This window comes from Streptosporangium sp. NBC_01469 (assembly GCF_036227305.1).
Taxonomy (GTDB): Bacteria; Actinomycetota; Actinomycetes; order Streptosporangiales; family Streptosporangiaceae; genus Streptosporangium.
Window position 1 is genome coordinate 2,819,931 of the sequence record NZ_CP109465.1, and the last position, 15,986, is coordinate 2,835,916.

17 protein-coding genes are annotated in these 15,986 nt (G+C 70.5%); 12 read left to right on the plus strand and 5 right to left on the minus strand.

Going from position 1 to position 15,986, the window contains the following annotated elements:
* Positions 1-55 precede the first annotated feature (55 nt).
* The 6 genes from tsaE to tsaD all read left to right on the plus strand — a co-directional run bounded on the left by tsaE (position 56) and on the right by tsaD (position 4,281).
* Entirely contained in the window at positions 56-508 is a 453-nt protein-coding gene (gene tsaE / locus OG587_RS12950; RefSeq protein WP_443075546.1) for a tRNA (adenosine(37)-N6)-threonylcarbamoyltransferase complex ATPase subunit type 1 TsaE, read from the plus strand.
* A gap of 169 nt (positions 509-677) precedes the next feature.
* Positions 678-1,346 carry a hypothetical protein gene (locus tag OG587_RS12955; RefSeq protein ID WP_329090036.1) on the plus strand — a complete coding sequence of 223 codons (669 nt, stop codon included), beginning with the start codon at positions 678-680 and terminating at the stop codon, positions 1,344-1,346.
* 6 nt (positions 1,347-1,352) lie between these two features.
* A complete protein-coding gene (locus OG587_RS12960; protein ID WP_329090039.1) occupies positions 1,353-1,913 on the plus strand; it encodes a class F sortase in 561 nt (186 codons plus the stop codon).
* A 211-nt stretch (positions 1,914-2,124) separates the two neighbouring features.
* Entirely contained in the window at positions 2,125-2,808 is a 684-nt protein-coding gene (gene tsaB / locus OG587_RS12965; protein WP_329090040.1) for a tRNA (adenosine(37)-N6)-threonylcarbamoyltransferase complex dimerization subunit type 1 TsaB, read from the plus strand.
* On the plus strand, positions 2,805-3,257 hold the full coding sequence (gene rimI, locus OG587_RS12970) for a ribosomal protein S18-alanine N-acetyltransferase (protein ID WP_329090042.1): 453 nt from the start codon (positions 2,805-2,807) through the stop codon (positions 3,255-3,257). The genes tsaB and rimI overlap by 4 nt, the downstream gene beginning before the upstream one ends.
* Positions 3,250-4,281, plus strand: coding sequence for a tRNA (adenosine(37)-N6)-threonylcarbamoyltransferase complex transferase subunit TsaD (gene tsaD, locus OG587_RS12975; RefSeq protein ID WP_329090044.1), 1,032 nt, complete (start codon positions 3,250-3,252; stop codon positions 4,279-4,281). Before rimI ends, tsaD begins: the two co-directional genes overlap by 8 nt.
* 105 nt (positions 4,282-4,386) lie before the next feature.
* Here the strand turns inward: tsaD and OG587_RS12980 are convergent, their stop codons facing one another.
* Entirely contained in the window at positions 4,387-5,445 is a 1,059-nt protein-coding gene (locus tag OG587_RS12980) for an alkene reductase (RefSeq protein ID WP_329090046.1), read from the minus strand.
* A 109-nt stretch (positions 5,446-5,554) separates the two neighbouring features.
* On the opposite strand from OG587_RS12980, the gene OG587_RS12985 reads away from it, so the two are divergent.
* Positions 5,555-6,184, plus strand: coding sequence for a MarR family winged helix-turn-helix transcriptional regulator (locus tag OG587_RS12985; protein ID WP_329090047.1), 630 nt, complete (start codon positions 5,555-5,557; stop codon positions 6,182-6,184).
* Between the two features lie 120 nt (positions 6,185-6,304).
* Here the strand turns inward: OG587_RS12985 and OG587_RS12990 are convergent, their stop codons facing one another.
* Positions 6,305-7,594, minus strand: a complete 1,290-nt coding sequence (locus OG587_RS12990) for a hypothetical protein (RefSeq protein ID WP_329090048.1) — start codon at positions 7,592-7,594, stop codon at positions 6,305-6,307.
* Positions 7,595-7,808: 214 nt separating this feature from the next.
* Positions 7,809-8,975: a class I SAM-dependent methyltransferase gene (locus OG587_RS12995; RefSeq protein WP_329090050.1), complete on the minus strand. Its 1,167-nt coding sequence runs from the start codon at positions 8,973-8,975 to the stop codon at positions 7,809-7,811.
* A gap of 243 nt (positions 8,976-9,218) precedes the next feature.
* Between OG587_RS12995 and groES the strand changes: the two genes are divergently transcribed.
* The 4 genes from groES (at position 9,219) to OG587_RS13015 (ending at position 12,434) form a co-directional block, all read left to right on the plus strand.
* Positions 9,219-9,530, plus strand: a complete 312-nt coding sequence (gene groES, locus OG587_RS13000; protein WP_329090052.1) for a co-chaperone GroES — start codon at positions 9,219-9,221, stop codon at positions 9,528-9,530.
* Positions 9,531-9,620: 90 nt separating this feature from the next.
* Positions 9,621-11,240: a chaperonin GroEL gene (groL, locus tag OG587_RS13005; protein ID WP_329090053.1), complete on the plus strand. Its 1,620-nt coding sequence runs from the start codon at positions 9,621-9,623 to the stop codon at positions 11,238-11,240.
* 269 nt (positions 11,241-11,509) lie between these two features.
* Positions 11,510-12,148 carry a sigma-70 family RNA polymerase sigma factor gene (locus tag OG587_RS13010; RefSeq protein WP_329090055.1) on the plus strand — a complete coding sequence of 213 codons (639 nt, stop codon included), beginning with the start codon at positions 11,510-11,512 and terminating at the stop codon, positions 12,146-12,148.
* 82 nt (positions 12,149-12,230) lie between these two features.
* Entirely contained in the window at positions 12,231-12,434 is a 204-nt protein-coding gene (locus OG587_RS13015; RefSeq protein WP_329090056.1) for an anti-sigma-D factor RsdA, read from the plus strand.
* Here OG587_RS13015 and OG587_RS13020 read toward each other — a convergent pair.
* Both OG587_RS13020 and OG587_RS13025 read right to left on the minus strand, forming a co-directional pair.
* The gene (locus OG587_RS13020) at positions 12,395-12,772 is read right to left on the minus strand and encodes a DUF5319 family protein (protein WP_329090058.1); all 378 of its coding nucleotides are present in this window, start codon (positions 12,770-12,772) and stop codon (positions 12,395-12,397) included. The two genes, OG587_RS13015 and OG587_RS13020, sit on opposite strands and share 40 nt — an antisense overlap.
* Before the next feature lie 100 nt (positions 12,773-12,872).
* Positions 12,873-13,883, minus strand: a complete 1,011-nt coding sequence (locus OG587_RS13025; protein ID WP_329090061.1) for a helix-turn-helix transcriptional regulator — start codon at positions 13,881-13,883, stop codon at positions 12,873-12,875.
* A gap of 484 nt (positions 13,884-14,367) precedes the next feature.
* Here OG587_RS13025 and guaB point away from each other — a divergent pair, with 484 nt between their 5' ends.
* Complete coding sequence (guaB, locus tag OG587_RS13030; protein ID WP_329090062.1) at positions 14,368-15,849, plus strand: IMP dehydrogenase; 1,482 nt, start codon at positions 14,368-14,370, stop codon at positions 15,847-15,849.
* Positions 15,850-15,986: the final 137 nt, after the last annotated feature.

Consider the following 15,986-nt stretch of genomic DNA (forward strand, 5'->3'; position numbering starts at 1 on the left):
GGGGTCCGCGAGGTATCGAAACAGCCGAGAGGTATCGAACAGGAGTGACGAAGCGGTGAGAATCGTGGCGACCGCCGAGGAGATGCGGGAGCTGGGCGAGGAGCTGGCGGCGCTGTTGCGCCCGGGAGACCTGGCGGTGCTGTCGGGTCCGCTGGGCGCGGGCAAGACGACCCTGGTGCAGGGGATCGCCGAGGGGCTCAAGGTGCGCGGCCCGATCACCTCGCCGACCTTCGTCATCGCCCGGGTGCACCCCTCGCTCTCGGGAGGCCCGGCGCTGGTCCACGCCGACGCCTACCGCCTGGGGGGCGATCTGGAGGTCGACGACCTGGACCTGGACGCCTCGCTGGAGGAGTCGGTGACGGTCGTGGAGTGGGGCGAGGGCCTGGTGGAGGGGCTCGCCGACGACCGGCTGGAGATCCTCATCGGCAGGGGCGCGTCCGGTGAGCCCGGCGAGGAGCGGACCGTGACCCTCAGGGGAGTCGGGCCGCGTTGGGACGGTGTCATCTGATGTGCCTACGAAGACGGGGAAATCCTGGCACGCTGGCACTACGCCCCATTGGTCTAGATCGTCAGGCGTGATGATCGACTCTGGCGGGTTTGCCCATGTTTAATGGGGAACAGGTGGGAAATCGTGCCGGGCGAGGGTCGTCGGCCGGAGGGCGAAGTGGAGTTCGACGGTGCCAAGCGTCAAGCGTGTCGCGGTTCTGGGAGCCATCGTCCTTTTCGGGTTGGTCGGGTGCTCGGCTGACGCCGACGCCGGCAATCCGACGGGCACTCCCACCCCAACTCCGCCCGAGTCCGGCATCAGCCGGCAGGACATCGAGGTCCAGCTCCAGCCGGCCCGCGCCAAGGCCGGGCAGAAGGTGTGGATCCTGGCCAACTGCCCGATCCCGCAGGGCGGTCCCGAGCATCGCGGCACCGCGTCCTCCCGGATCTTCCGCACCCCGGTGACCCTCGACCCGATCCTCGCGACGCCCACGCCCGACCCCGCCTCGACCGCGACCCCGGCGCCGCGCCCGTGGGTCCGCGGTCAGGCCACCGTCGCAGAGGGCACCGCCGCCGGGGTCCACGAGGTCAACGCCAGGTGCGAGGGGACCAACGACACCGGCAAGGCCAACCTCAGGATCGTGGCCGACACCGAGCCGAGCTCCACTCCCACCCCCGGCCGCACCTCCAAGCCGACCAGGACGATCATCAGCACCGAGGCGCCGGGTACGGGCGGCGGCGGCACCGCCGCCGGAGGCCCCAACGACTCGGGCGCCCCGATCGGCACGACCGGTGTCCTGCTCGCCGTCGCCCTGGCCGGTGGCATCGGCATCGCGGTCGTGCGTCGCCGCCGTTCGTAGTCCCCGATGGCCGATTCCATCCGCTGGTCCAGGATCGTCCTGGCCGGAGTCATCACCGGTGCCGTCATGGTCGCGTTCGGCAACAGGGGCGGCGACGTCGAGGAGGAGAAGGCGCCCGCCCGCGCCTCGATCGTGCCCAGCCGCATCGACATCCCGTCCCTGGGGATCAAGGCGCCCCTGATGAGGCTCGGCGTGACGGACGGCCGGGTCGATCTGCCGCCGTACGAGAAGCCGAACGTCGCGGGCTGGGTCAAGGACAGCGCGGTCCCCGGCGACGAGGGGTCCGCGGTGATCCTCGGCCACGTGGACACCAAGACCGCGCCCGCGGTCTTCTACAAGCTCAAGGACATGCGGGAGGGGCAGGTCATCAAGGTCGTGCGCAGCGACGGCAAGGTCGCCCAGTACCGGGTGGACACGATCGAGCAGATCAGCAAGAACCGGTTCCCGGCCGACAAGGTCTATCTTGAGGACGGCCTCCGGCTGATCACCTGCGGCGGGGTCTTCGACTGGGACAGCAACGAGTACCGCGACAACCTCATCGTCTACGCCACCCTGGTCAAGACCTGAGCCCCGCCCGTCCGGCGAGCGACCCCCGCCCCCCGCTCGTGGGCCCGCCCTGAGCCGCGCCCAGTCCCGCACCGTGCCCTCCTCGAGCCGCCCGGCCCTGGGCCGTGCTCGCCCCGAACCGCGCTCCGCCCCGGGGTACGGCGCCCGTCCGGGGGGTCCGCGCGGGGGGACCGCCCCTGAGCCCTCGCGGGACGGGATAGGCTAACTGTTCGTGCTGGTCCTGGCCTTTGACACCGCCACCCCCGCCGTCACCGCAGCTCTGCACGACGGTGAGAGGGTCCTCGCCGAGTCGACGACGATCGACGCGCGCCGCCACGGTGAGCTGCTCGTGCCCACGATCGAGACGGTCCTGCGGGAGGCCGGAGCCTCGCTCCGCGACGTCACCGCCGTCGTCGCGGGGTCGGGGCCCGGCCCCTACACCGGGCTCCGGGTCGGCCTGGTGACCGCCCAGGCCCTCGCGACGACGCTGGGCGTCCCGGCGTACGGCGTGTGCACCCTCGACGCGCTCGCGTACGGCAGCGGGCTGACCGGGCCGTTCCTGGTGGCCACCGACGCCCGGCGCAAGGAGGTGTTCTGGGGTCACTACCGGGACACGCGCACCCGGCTGTCGGGTCCCGCGGTGGACCGGCCCCAGGATCTGCCCGGCGAGCTCCCGCTGGTCGGCGCGGGCGCGCGGATGTACGCCGAGGTCGTCGGCGTCTCCCGGCTGCCGGACGCGCCGGAGTATCCCCACGCGGGCGCGATGGCGGCGCTCGCCGCCTCCCTGCTCGGCGAGCCGGGCGTCCGCGAGGCCGTGGAGAGCGACACCCACCCCGTGCTCGGCCCGCCTCGCCCGATCTACCTGCGCCGCCCCGACGCCAAGGTGCCCTCGGCGCCCAAGAGGGTCTCCACATGACCGCCGTGCTGCGCCAGATGACCGCCGACGACCTGCCCGCGGTCATGGAGGTCGAGCGGAAGACCTTCCCCGCCGACGCCTGGAGCGAGGGCATGCTCCGCGGCGAGCTCAACGACCAGCCGAGGACCAGGCACTACGTGGTGGCCCTGGTCGACGGCGCGATCGTCGGCTACGCGGGCCTCGCCGCGGCGGGGGACCAGGCCGACGTGCAGACCATCGCCGTCCTGTCCGAGTGGCGCAGGAGCGGTGTCGGCGGCGCCATGCTGACCGAGCTGCTGGCCGAGGCCGCCCGCAGGGGCGCCGTGTCGGTCTTCCTGGAGGTGCGCGCCGACAACCCGGGCGCGCAGGCCGTCTACGACAGGTTCGGGTTCGAGCGGATCGGCCTGCGCCGCCGCTACTACGAGGATGGCACTGACGCGATCATGATGAGGAAGGATCTCCATGCGTGACGAACCGGTGGTCCTGGGCATCGAGACCTCCTGCGACGAGACGGGGATCGGCATCGTCAGGGGGCACACGATGCTGGCCAACGCCATCGCCTCCAGCGTCGAGCAGCACGCCCGCTTCGGCGGGGTGGTGCCCGAGGTCGCCTCCAGGGCGCACCTGGAGGCGATGACCCCGACCGTGGAGCGGGCACTGGAGCGGGCGGGCCTGCGTTTCGCCGACGTCGACGCGATCGCGGTCACCGCCGGGCCCGGCCTGTCCGGCGCGCTGCTCGTCGGCGTCGCCGCCGCCAAGGCGTACTCGCTGGGCCTGGGCGTGCCGCTGTACGGCGTCAACCACCTGGCCGCCCACGTCGCGGTGGACCAGCTGGAGCACGGGGCCCTGCCCAAGCCCTGCATCGCCATGCTGGTCTCCGGCGGGCACTCGTCGCTGCTGCTGGTGCCCGACGTCGCCAGGGACGTCATCTCGCTGGGGTCCACGGTGGACGACGCCGCGGGCGAGGCGTTCGACAAGGTGGCCAGGGTGCTCGGCCTGCCGTTCCCCGGCGGGCCGCACATCGACAGGGTGGCCCGTGACGGCTCCGGCGCGGCCATCGCGTTCCCGCGCGGCAAGTACGACGACGGGACGCTCGACTTCTCCTTCTCCGGCCTGAAGACCGCCGTGGCCCGGTGGGTGGAGGCCAGGGAGAAGGTGGGTGAGTCGATCCACGTGCCCGACGTGGCGGCGTCGTTCCAGGAGGCCGTCGTCGACGTGCTGACCCGCAAGGCGCTGCGCGCGTGCGCCAAGTACGACGTCCAGGACCTGCTGATCGGCGGTGGGGTGGCGGCCAACTCCAGGCTGCGGGCGATGGCTCAGGAGCGCTGTGACGCGGCCGGGGTCCGGTTGCGGGTTCCCAGCCCCGTGCTGTGCACGGACAACGGCGCCATGGTGGCGGCCCTGGGCTCGGATCTGGTGGCGGCCGGCATCGCGCCCTCGCGGCTGGACATCCCCGCCGACTCCTCGATGCCCGTCACCACCGTCCACGTCTGACGGGCCCGACCCTCGTCCGGGCCGGGGTGTGCCGTCCGCGGGTGCCCGCCGGCCGTCGCGCCCCCGTCGGGCGGCGGCTGTGCGGGCTCCTCCCGGCCGGCTCCGCTAGGCGGAGTGCAGGGCCAGCACCGGGTAGTCGGTGTAGCCGCGGTGGTCGCCGCCGAAGGCCGAGCCGAAGTCGGCCTGGTTGAGCTCGGCGCCGAGGCGCAGGCGGACCGGCAGGTCGGGGTTGGCCAGGAACGACTGGCCCAGCGCGACCAGGTCGGCGCCGCGCTCCAGCGATTGCGCGACCCTCGTCGCCGGGTCCCCGACGGAGGGGTCGTTGACGATGAGGGTGTTCGGCCAGGACTTGCGGATCTCCTGGTTGAGGTCGTCGGAGGGGCCCGTCACCAGGTGCAGGTAGGCCAGGTCGAGTCCGGCGAGCTCGGAGACCAGCGCCGGGTAGACCTCGTGCCGGTCCTCCTCGACCAGGTCCCCCGCGCCGACACCGGGCGAGAGCCGGATGCCGACCCTGGAGGCGCCGATCCGGTCCGCGACCGCCCGCGCGGTCTCCACGGCGAAGCGGATCCTGTTCTCCACCGAACCGCCGAAGTAGTCCTCGCGCAGGTTGGCGTTCTGCGACAGGAACTGCTGGATGAGGTAGCCGTTGGCGCCGTGCAGCTCGATTCCCTCGAAGCCCGCGTCCACGGCGCGCGCGGCGGCGTCGGCGAAGTCCTGGATGGCCGACTCCACCTGGGCGGTCGTCAGCTCGCGCGGGGTCTGGTAGTCCTGCAGGCCGGAGGGCGTGAAGATCTGGCCCGCCGGTCGTACGGCGGACGGCCCGATGGGCAGCGCGCCGGTGTTGTCGGGGTGACCGATCCGGCCGGAGTGCATGATCTGGGCGAAGATCCTGCCGCCCGCCGCGTGGACGGCGTCGGTGACCTCACGCCACCCGGCCACCTGCTCGTCGGTGTACAGCCCGGGAGTGTTCATGTAGCCCTTCCCGTCCTGGCTGGGTTGCACCCCCTCGGTGATGATCAGGCCCGCCGAGGCCCGCTGGGCGTAGTAGAGGGCGGTCAGCGACGAGGGGATCCCGTCGACGTAGGACCGCGAGCGTGTCATGGGCGCCATCACCAGGCGGTTGGGCAACTGGAGACCGGCTAGCGAGAACGGTGAGAACGGCATGGTGACTCCCTTTATTGGCTGACCAACTTGGCTAGCCAATAAATAGTTCTACAACTTGGTCGGCCAACATGCAAGCGGTAGTCTCGGGGGAGAACGGAAGGACCTGAACATGGCGGAGCCGCTGATCGACGACGAGCGCGACGCGACCGAAGAGTGCGCCGTGACCCACGAAGGCGTGACCCACGAAGGCGCCGCTGAGGGGGAGACGGCCGGGGCGTGCGACGCGGCCAAGGACTGGGGCGACGCGGCCAAGGACTGCGGCGAATACGACAACGACCTCAACTGCCTGATGGCCTACGCGGCCCGCGGCCACCGCGTGCTGCTCGCCAGCCTCCTCGGGGAGATCGACCTCTATCCAGGCCAGGAGCGCGTGATGGGCGCCCTGTGGGACAACGGCCCCCAGTCGCAGAACGCCCTGGCGAAGATCGTCGGTGTCGACGTCTCCACCATGACCAAGACCCTGCAGCGCCTGGAGCGTAGCGGGTTCGTCAGCCGCAGGCCCGACCCCGCCAACCGGCGGATCAGCATCGTCGACATCACGCCCAGGGGACACGCGCTCCGCCCCGAGGTCGACCGGGTCCTCGCCGAGATGCACCGCCGGATGACCCAGGGGCTGACGGACGAGCAGACCGACGAGCTGTCGTCCCTGCTCTACGTGGTCCGGGGCAACCTGTGCCGCGAGGCGAGGGTCGTCGAAGACCCGGGGAGCCACCCGGCCGGCGCCGCGCGCATCGGCTGACGGCGTCCGTACTCCGTCCGAGGCCCGAGCGCGGGCCCCCGGGGGGCGGGCGTGGCCCGGGGTGGCAGTCCTCGTCGCCCCTGGCGGGGTGGAGCGGCGCCTCGGCGAAACCCTCGGGGGTCAGTCCTTGTCGGCCCTGGTGGGGCGGAGCAGCGCCTCGGCCAGGGCCAGCATGGTCTCCTCCAGGGCGCCCAGGCGGCGGGTGAGGTCGGTGTGCGCGGGCTCCACGGTCTCGCTCAGGGCCTCGGAGAGCTGGTCGCGGTCGGGCAGGGCGCGGAGCGTCTCGGCGAGGGGGGCCAGCGCGGCCTCGGCCCTGATGACGCGCTCGTCCAGGGAGTCGAAGCGCTCGCGCTGCTCGTCGGTCTGAACGCCGATGAGCGCGCCGACGCCGAGGATGGCGGGCAGGTCCTCCAGGCGCTCGTCCAGGCTCTCCAGGCGCTCGGCGGACTTCTCCGCGTGCCCGTCCAGCGTGGACAGCCTGGAGTCGATGACGTCCATCCGGCCGGTGAGGCGGCCCTCGATGTCGTCGAGGCGCTCGTCGAGGGTGTCGAAGCGGCCGCCGGACGCCATGCGATGGCCGTCCAGCCGGTCGATGCGGCTGTCGATGCGGCTCTCGACGGCGGCGGCGCGCTCGTCGATCCTCGGCACGACCAGGTCGACCCTGGCGCCCACCTGCTCGATCCTGCCGCTCACCAGATCCACCTTGCCGTTGACCTGCTCGACGGCGGCGAGCATCCGGTCGGTGGCCGTGCCGACGGTCTGCTGGACGCTCGCCGCCAGGTCGAGCATCCCCGCCTCAACGCGCCCGGTGCGCTGGGAGAGGTCGGCCACGGCCCTGTCCAGGCGGCTGAACCGGTGCGCCGCGATGCCCATGTCGGCCTGGAGCCTGCCGAGGTGCTCGGCCAGCTGCCGCACCTGCTCGTCGAGGCCCTGGGTGCCGTCCGAGATCGCCCGCAGGCGGGTGAGCGCCTCGTCCACGCTCTCGCCCACGGCGCCGAGGTCGGTCCAGAGGCTCGGCAGCTCGCCGAGGGGGGTGACCCGGTCACGGACGGTGTCGACGCGGCGGCCGAGGGAGTCGACCCGCTCGCCGACGGTGTCGACGTGGTCGCGTACCGCCTCGACGTGCTGAGCCAGGCCCTCGGCCCAGGAGGGCGGGCGGGCGGCGATGTCGTCCAGCCGCCCGTGGACGGACTCCAGCGTGCCGTTCAGCCCGCCGATCTCGCGCTCCCTGACCTCGCGCAGCAGCCACTCCATGCCCTCCAGGCGCTGCCGGATCTCGTCGAGCACGGCGCCCTGGGTCCGCTGCTCGTAGACGTGGTCCTGTGCCGCGCGGGCGAGGAGCTCGCGCATCCGGTCGGAGATGGCGGTCTGGCTGCCTGCCTGGAGCAGGGTGTGGTCGGAGTGATCCACCGAGAGCTCCTTCACTCGCCGACGCTCAGCCGCGCGGTTGGATTTGATGGTATTTGCCGATGAACGAGATGAAACCGCAGGCGAGAGAGAACTCCCGCCCGGCAACCTTAGCCCCTGGATCAAGGTTTTCCGGCAGCGAGATTAAAAGAGAGGAATTGCCGGTTGGTTGGAAGAATTGACTATTTTGGCTGGTCAGACAGGGCCGATCCGCCGGTCAGCTGGGGCTGCACACGAAGGCGAATGGCCGGTCGCCGATTCGGGTGAGAATGACCACCGCGGATTCGCCGCCGGAAAGCCGGAGGTCTTTCCTGAGGCGGTCGACGTCCACCGCGGAACCGCGCTTCTTGATCGTTACATTGCCCGCGCCGCGCTCGCGGAGCGCCGCCCGTAGCCGCTTGAGCGAGAACGGCAGCGTCTCGTGGACCTCGTACCGCGACGCCCACGGCGTCGGCGTCGCGGCGTCGCTGGTGATGTAGGCGATCTGCGGGTCGAGCAGGCGCCCGCCGACCGCCGCGGCGATCTCCGCGACCAGGTGGGCGCGGATCGCCGCGCCGTCCGGCTCGTAGATGTAGCGGCCCGCGGGGCCGGTGTCGGGATCGCCGAGGGCGGGGTCGGGCGTCATCGTGGCCCCGGACGGCAGGATCGTGGCCCTGCGCGCCGTCTCGCCCGCCAGCGTGCCGCACCAGATCACGGCCTCCTTGACGTCGCCCTTGTACGAGACCCACTCGGCCTCCGCGCCCTCGGGGACGAACTCGTACGGGATCCCGGGGGCGACCTTCAGACAGGCGGCCCCGGCTCGGGCCACCATCTCCAGCACGGCGGGCCAGGGCGGTGAGTACCCCATCGGGTCGAAGGTCCTGCCCCGCGCCGTACGGCGCGCGGGGTCGGCGAACAGGACGTCGAAGGCGGCCGGGTCCAGGGTGGAGGCGTCGGCGGCACGGACCGAGACCCGGTCGCCGAAGCCCAGGGCGTCCGCGTTGGCCCGGGCGACCGCGGCGGTGAGCGGGTCGGTGTCGACGGCCTCGACGGAGCACCCGGCCCTGGCCAGGGCGAGGAGGTCGCCGCCGATGCCGCAGCAGACGTCGGCGACCCGCGAGCCCGCGGGGACGCGCCGCGCCCTGTGGTCGGCGACCTCGCGGCGGGTGGCCTGCTCCAGGCCGGTCCGGGTGAAGTACATGAGATCGGCGTCGGCCCCGAACTTCTCCCTCGCGCGCAGCCGGAGCGTGGCCTGCGTGAGCGCCGCGGAGGTCAGGTCCGCATCGTAGATCTTCCTTAACCTCGTGACCGCCGCCACCGGGTCGTCGGCGGCGGTCTCGGCCGCCGCGCCCAGGGCCTCCTGGCCGCGCGGGGTCAGGAGTTCCAGGAATGCGTCGAGATTCACACCAGCCGACGCTACCGCCTCAGCCGTAGGGCTTCATGAGGGGCTTCCACCTGGTTTGACGTTCGCGTGAAGCGGAGAAGGGGTGCTTCGTGTTGACTGTCAAGGCCACCTTGCATACTGTTCCGTATTGGCACTCTCCCGGTGAGAGTGCCAAATACATGCGACGAGGCAGGTCTGACACCCGCGACGGCAGACCGCTGGTCGCCTCTTCTAGATCGTTCAAATCTGAAGGGGAGGTCCGACGTGACGACCGCCACCAAGGTTCCCGTTAAGCCGCTCGGCGACCGCATTGTGGTCCAGCCGCTTGAGGCCGAGCAGACCACCGCTTCCGGTCTGGTCATCCCGGACACCGCCAAGGAGAAGCCGCAAGAGGGCAAGGTCCTCGCGGTGGGTCCCGGCAACTGGGATGAGGAAGGCGAGAAGCGGATTCCGCTCGACGTCAGCGAGGGCGACGTGGTCCTCTACAGCAAGTACGGCGGCACCGAGGTGAAGTACAACGGCGAGGAGTATCTCGTGCTCTCCGCTCGTGACGTGCTCGCCATCATCGAGAAGTAATTCTCGCTTCACAAAGATGACGTATCGAGCCCCGGGTCGCGACAGCGCCCGGGGCTTCGATGCGCCGACGTACTTATAGAGAGGATTGTCATGCCGAAGATCCTGTCGTTCGAGGAGGACGCGCGCCGAGCTCTCGAGCGCGGCGTGAACGCTCTCGCGGACGCGGTCAAGGTGACGCTGGGCCCGCGCGGCCGCAACGTCGTCATCGACAAGAAGTTCGGTGCGCCGACGATCACCAACGACGGCGTCACCATCGCCCGCGAGGTCGAGCTGGACACGCCGTACGAGAACCTGGGCGCCCAGCTGGCCAAGGAAGTGGCGACCAAGACCAACGACGTCGCCGGTGACGGCACCACCACCGCGACGGTCCTGGCCCAGGCCATGGTCCGCGAGGGTCTGCGCAACGTGGCCGCCGGAGCGCAGCCGCTCTCCCTCAAGCGCGGCATCGACATCGCGGCCAAGGCCGTCAGCGACCGGCTGATCGAGTCGGCCCGCCCGGTCGAGGACAAGAAGGAGATCGCGAATGTGGCGACGATCTCCGCGCAGGACGCCAAGATCGGCGAGCTGATCGCCGAGGCGTTCGACAAGGTGGGCAAGGACGGTGTCATCACCGTCGAAGAGTCCAACAGCATGGGCCTGGAGCTCGAGTTCACCGAGGGTCTCCAGTTCGACAAGGGTTACCTGTCCCCCTACATGGTGACCGACCAGGAGCGCATGGAAGCGATCCTGGAGGACCCCTACATCCTGATCACCCAGGGCAAGGTCGCCTCGGTCGCGGACTTCCTGCCGCTGCTCGAGAAGATCGCGCAGACGAAGAAGGCCCTGCTGGTCATCGCCGAGGACGTCGAGGGCGAGGCCCTCGCGGTCCTCGTCACGAACAAGATCCGTGGCACCTTCACCTCCGTCGCCGTCAAGGCGCCGGGCTTCGGCGACCGCCGCAAGGCCATGCTGCAGGACATCGCCATCCTCACCGGTGGCCAGGTCGTCAGCGAGGAGATCGGCCTCAAGCTGGAGCACGTCGGCCTGGAGGTGCTGGGCACCGCCCGGCGCGTCGTCATCACCAAGGACTCCACCACCGTCGTCGACGGTGCGGGTGAGGCCGCGGCGATCGCCGACCGCGTCAAGGAGATCAAGCTCGCCATCGAGCAGTCCGACTCCGACTGGGACCGTGAGAAGCTCCAGGAGCGTCTCGCCAAGCTCTCCGGCGGCGTCTGCGTGCTCAAGGTCGGCGCGGCCACCGAGGTGGAGCTGAAGGAGAAGAAGCACCGCCTGGAGGACGCCATCTCGGCGACGCGTGCGGCGATCGAGGAGGGCATCGTCTCCGGCGGTGGCTCCGCGCTCATCCACGTCGCCAAGGTCCTCGACGACCTGGGCCTGACCGGCGACGAGGCGACCGGTGTCTCCATCGTCCGCAAGTCTCTCGTCGAGCCGGCCCGCTGGATCGCGGAGAACGCCGGCCTCGAGGGCTACGTCGTGACGGCGAAGGTCACCGAGCTGCCCGTCGGCCAGGGCTTCAACGCCGCCACCGGCGAGTACGGCGACCTGATCGCCCAGGGCGTCATCGACCCGGTCAAGGTCACCCGCTCGGCCGTCCAGAACGCCGCCTCCATCGCCGGCATGCTGCTGACGACCGAGGCCCTCGTGGTGGACAAGCCCGAGGACGAGGCTCCGGCCGCCGCAGGTGGTCACGGCCACGGTCACGGTCACTGATCCCCGCACGGTTCCGCACGGCTCGCGTCTCCCCGGAGGCGCGAGCCGTTCGCGTTTTGCGGTAAACCGAAAACGATCTCAGGCGTCACGCCGGGCGGAAGACCAAACGCGGTTCTAACGAATAGCCGACGTATTTGGCAATCGAATGAAATATTTGCACATTCTGTAGTCGTTGTCGTCGCTGTTTGATTACGCGCCGTTATCTCCGCCTCAATGTGACCAATCCGTAGCCGTTTGCGATGACGACAGTCACTATCAGGGCGGGCATCATGCCTAACGTGACCGAGGGATGCGTCGCCGACGCCAAAAATGGGGTGAGGCTTGCGACGAGGTCTGATGGGGTCGCCCATAGGGATGATCTCAAGGATCTGACGAGCCTCGCCGTTCAGGGGGATCGCACCGCGATCGAATCTCTGATCGCGCAACTGCGGCCGATGGTCGTCCGATATTGCCGTGGTCGTCTGGGCCGGGTTTCCGGTCAGTATCACATCGCGGACGACGTGGCCCAGGAAGTATGCATAGCGGTGCTGTCCGCACTGCCCCGCTACCGTGACATGGGACGCCCGTTCGCGTCCTTCGTCTTCGGCATCGCGTCTCACAAGGTGGCCGACGCGCTGCGCAGCTCCGTACGATCCGCCGTGCCCACTCAGGACCTTCCTGACGGGCCCGACGAGGGTCCGGGGCCGGAGGAGACCGTGGTGCGTTACATCGAGGCCGAACACGCCCGCCGGCTGCTGTCGAGGCTGCCGGACAACCAGCGCGAGCTACTCATGCTTCGAGTGGTGTCGGGCCTTTCCGCCGAGGAGACCGGTAATGTACTTGGCATGTCACCAGGTGCGGTTCGTGTGGCCCAGCACAGGGCGCTGGCCCGGCTACGAGCGATGGCGGAGCTGGAGTCGATAGCTTGACCGCGGAGCTGTCGAGCAGGGGGCGCGAGCGGAAGCCCGAACCGCGGGGCGGGGCTCGCGACGACCCGGAGCGAGAACGATCATGACAACGGTTCACCCGCGACGTCCGGCTCGGAGATACGGGCCGGACGAGGACCCGGCGGTAGCCGAGACCGACGAACTCGTGGAGGCGCTCTCGGGCAGGACGCCCGTCTCCACCTCAGACGCCGCGGTCGCCCTGCTGGCGGCCCTGATCGACGACGTGGATCAGCGGTGTTCCTCGGTGTCGATCACGCCGTCCACGTAACCACGGGCGTATTCCCAGCTCACGTAGTCGGTGGGGTTGGGCTGGTAGGCGGGCTCGTGCACCTGGGGCTTACCGTTCTCGATCATCTGGCGCAGGTTGCCGCGCAGCAGCTCCCAGTCGAAGTAGTGCTGCTCCCCGCATTCGGGGCAGTCGAGCACCAGGCCGAGCACACCCTGGGGCTCCAGCAATGAGCGGAAGACCTCCACGTCGGCGAGGTCGGTCATGGCCTCGTCACGCTCGTCCGTCGTCAGCGGCTCGGGATCGTCAGGATCGCCCAGCGCCGCCGCCGGGTCGTCGGGGTCATCCGCGAACGGGTCGCGAGGGACATCGTCGAGCACGATCCCACCTTATGGCTTGGATGTGACAGACAGGTTCCGAACTACACGAGTAGGACGCTACGGGGCGGGCCGGGCAGCCCGAGGCCCCGCGCGGGAGACCCTAGACGAGCCAGCCGCGCCGGGAGGCCTCCACCCCCGCCTGGAACCGCGACTGCGCCCCCAGCTCGGCCATGGCGTCGGCGAACCTGGCGCGCACCGTGCGGACCGAGACGCCCAGCTGCCGGGCGATCATCTCGTCGGGGACGCCCTGGCCGGCCAGCCGCAGCACCCGGACCACCCCGTCGTCGCGGTAGGTCCAGGGCAGGCGGGCCGCGCGGGCCCACAGCTCCTCGAAGAGCGAGCGCAGCGCGGCCACCACGACGGGAGCCCTGACCAGGTGGAAGTTGTAGGCGTTCTCGGCCAGCGCGCCGCCCCACTGGGCGGGCATGCCCGCGGCGTCGTCCCCCGCGACGAGGAACCAGCTCGGCACCGTGTCGAGGGTGCGCACCTCGGCCCCGGCCTGCTCGAACTGGTCCAGCTTGTCGCGCAGACCGGGGATCTCCAGGGTGTGGACCGGGATGGCGACCCGGCAGGAGAGCAGGCCGGCGCGCTGGGCCCCGATCCACTGGTCGGCGTAGCGGTGCGCGAAGTCGCTCATCGTCCGCCTGTCGGGGATGCTCGACAGCAGCTTCAGCGGCGGGGCCTGGACCGCCATGCCGATCACGCTCTCGTAGAGCTCGTCGGCCCCTCCGACCAGGTCCACGGGGAACTGGCCGGTCTGGTAGTCGCGCCCGGCGTCGTACTGGTGGATGAAACCGCGGATCGAGCCGAGCACGGTGTCGATCCTGCGGCTCTCGGCGGCCAGCCGGTCCAGCCTTTCCGCGATCAGATGGCCGAGGGCCGCGGCCGGGTGGCGGGCGAGGTATTCACCCCCCTGCTCGTCGACCACTCCCAGGCGTACCAGGGTGGCCAGCTCGCGGCCGAGCAGATCGGGCGAGCCGTTGGTGGCCTGGGCGAGTTCGGAGCAGGTGGCGCGGTGCAGGCGCAGGACCGCGTTGTAGAGGGCCGTCTGGGCCGGGGTGAGCCCCAGGGTCTCCAGCGGATCGGGCAGTGCGGGGGTGTCGGTGCGCATCGGTGAGGGACTCCTGCAAGTGACACGAGGTCTGGCGAGGATAACCCGGCGAATCATCCCTGTCCGGGCGTTGCTCCTACTTGGCTCCCGCTCGCCTGCCGTCGTGTGCAGCTTCGTGCAATTGCACGTTTGGACATTGCGAGGCGAACGCATCGTGACGCACCCTTGACGCAGCGTCGGCAGAAGGCGCGGATCACGCCACCATCCGGATGCGGAGGGGGGTTCGGTTGGTGTCAAGGCGTCCCCGCGCCGACGCCGGTGATCCGAGGGGCCGAGCGGGTCACCGACCGCTCGGTCCCTCGTTATTCCCCCGGGTCCTCGGGGGCCCGTCTTTCCCCCGGGCCCCCCGGGACCCGCCTCTCCCCGCGACCTCCGTGCCCGGCCTTTCCCCCGGGTCCACCAGGTTTGGCGCCAGACTCTAAACTGTGATCCGGGGGTCGGCGCCTTTCCCCGTCATGAGAGCGCCGCGGCAGGAGGGTTGCAGATGGCCAAGTTCACCGAGCCGGGGCTCACGTTCGACGACGTGCTTCTTGTTCCCGCGTATTCGGACCTGCAGCCGGGGCAGGCCGACACCACCACGCGGCTGTCTCGGGGCATCACCCTGCGGATCCCGCTGGTCTCGGCGGCGATGGACACGGTGACCGAGGCCCGCATGGCGGTGGCGATGGCACGCCAGGGCGGCATCGGCGTCCTGCACCGCAACCTGTCGATCGAGGACCAGGCCCAGCAGGCCGACCTCGTCAAGCGTTCCGAGGCCGGGATGGTCACCAACCCGGTCACCTGCTCCCCGGACGAGACGCTTGCCGACGTCGAGCGCCTCTGCGCGACGTACCGGATCTCCGGCGTCCCGGTGACCGACGAGACCGGGGTGCTCGTCGGCATCGTCACCAACCGCGACATGCGCTTCGAGACCGACGAGAACCGCACGGTACGCGAGGTCATGACCCCGATGCCGCTGGTCACCGCGCCGGTCGGGGTCTCCACCGACGACGCGTTCGCGCTGCTCAAGCAGAACAAGATCGAGAAGCTCCCGCTGGTCGACGCCGGGGGCCGGCTGCGCGGGCTCATCACCGTCAAGGACTTCACCAAGAGCGAGCAATATCCCCTCGCCACCAAGGACGCCGACGGCCGGCTCGTCGTGGGGGCGGCCGTCGGCGTCGGGGGCGACGCGGAGAAGCGGGCGATCGCGCTGATCGAGGCCGGCGTCGACGTGATCGTGGTGGACGTCGCGCACGGCCACTCCAAGGGCCTCGCCGACATGATCGCCAAGATCAAGTCCAACAGCCGGGTCGACGTGATCGGCGGTAACATCGCCACCCGCGCGGGCGCCCAGATGCTGGTCGACGCCGGGGTCGACGCGGTCAAGGTCGGTGTCGGGCCCGGCTCCATCTGCACCACCCGCGTGGTCGCCGGTGTCGGCGCCCCGCAGGTGACGGCCATCCACGAGGCCTCCCTGGCCGCCGGTCCCGCCGGGGTCCCGGTGATCGGCGACGGTGGCCTGCAGTATTCGGGCGACATCGTCAAGGCCATCGCGGCCGGGGCCGACACGGTCATGCTCGGCTCTCTCCTGGCGGGCTGCGAGGAGTCCCCGGGTGAGCTGATCTTCATCAACGGCAAGCAGTTCAAGTCGTACCGGGGCATGGGCTCGCTCGGCGCGGTCCGCAACCGCGAGCGCGGCGGCGCCTCCTTCAGCAAGGACCGCTACGCCCAGGGCGACGTCGGGAACGAGGACAAGTTCATCCCCGAGGGCATCGAGGGACAGGTCCCCTACCGCGGCCCGGTCGCCGCGGTGGCCCACCAGCTCATCGGCGGCCTGCGTCAGGGCATGTGGTACGCCGGGTGCCGTACGGTCACCGACATGCACGTGCGGTGCGAGCTGATGCCGATCACGGCGGCGGGCCTCAAGGAGAGCCACCCGCACGACATCCAGATGACGGTCGAGGCTCCCAACTACCACGGTCGCTAGAGCGGCGCGCGCCGCGCACGCGGAAGAACGTGGTGTGCGCCCCGCACGCACGAGACGCCGCGCGCACGGCCGTACCGCATGGAACGCGGCGTGCATGGCGCACGCATGGAACGCGGCGTGCGCTGTGCACGCACGGA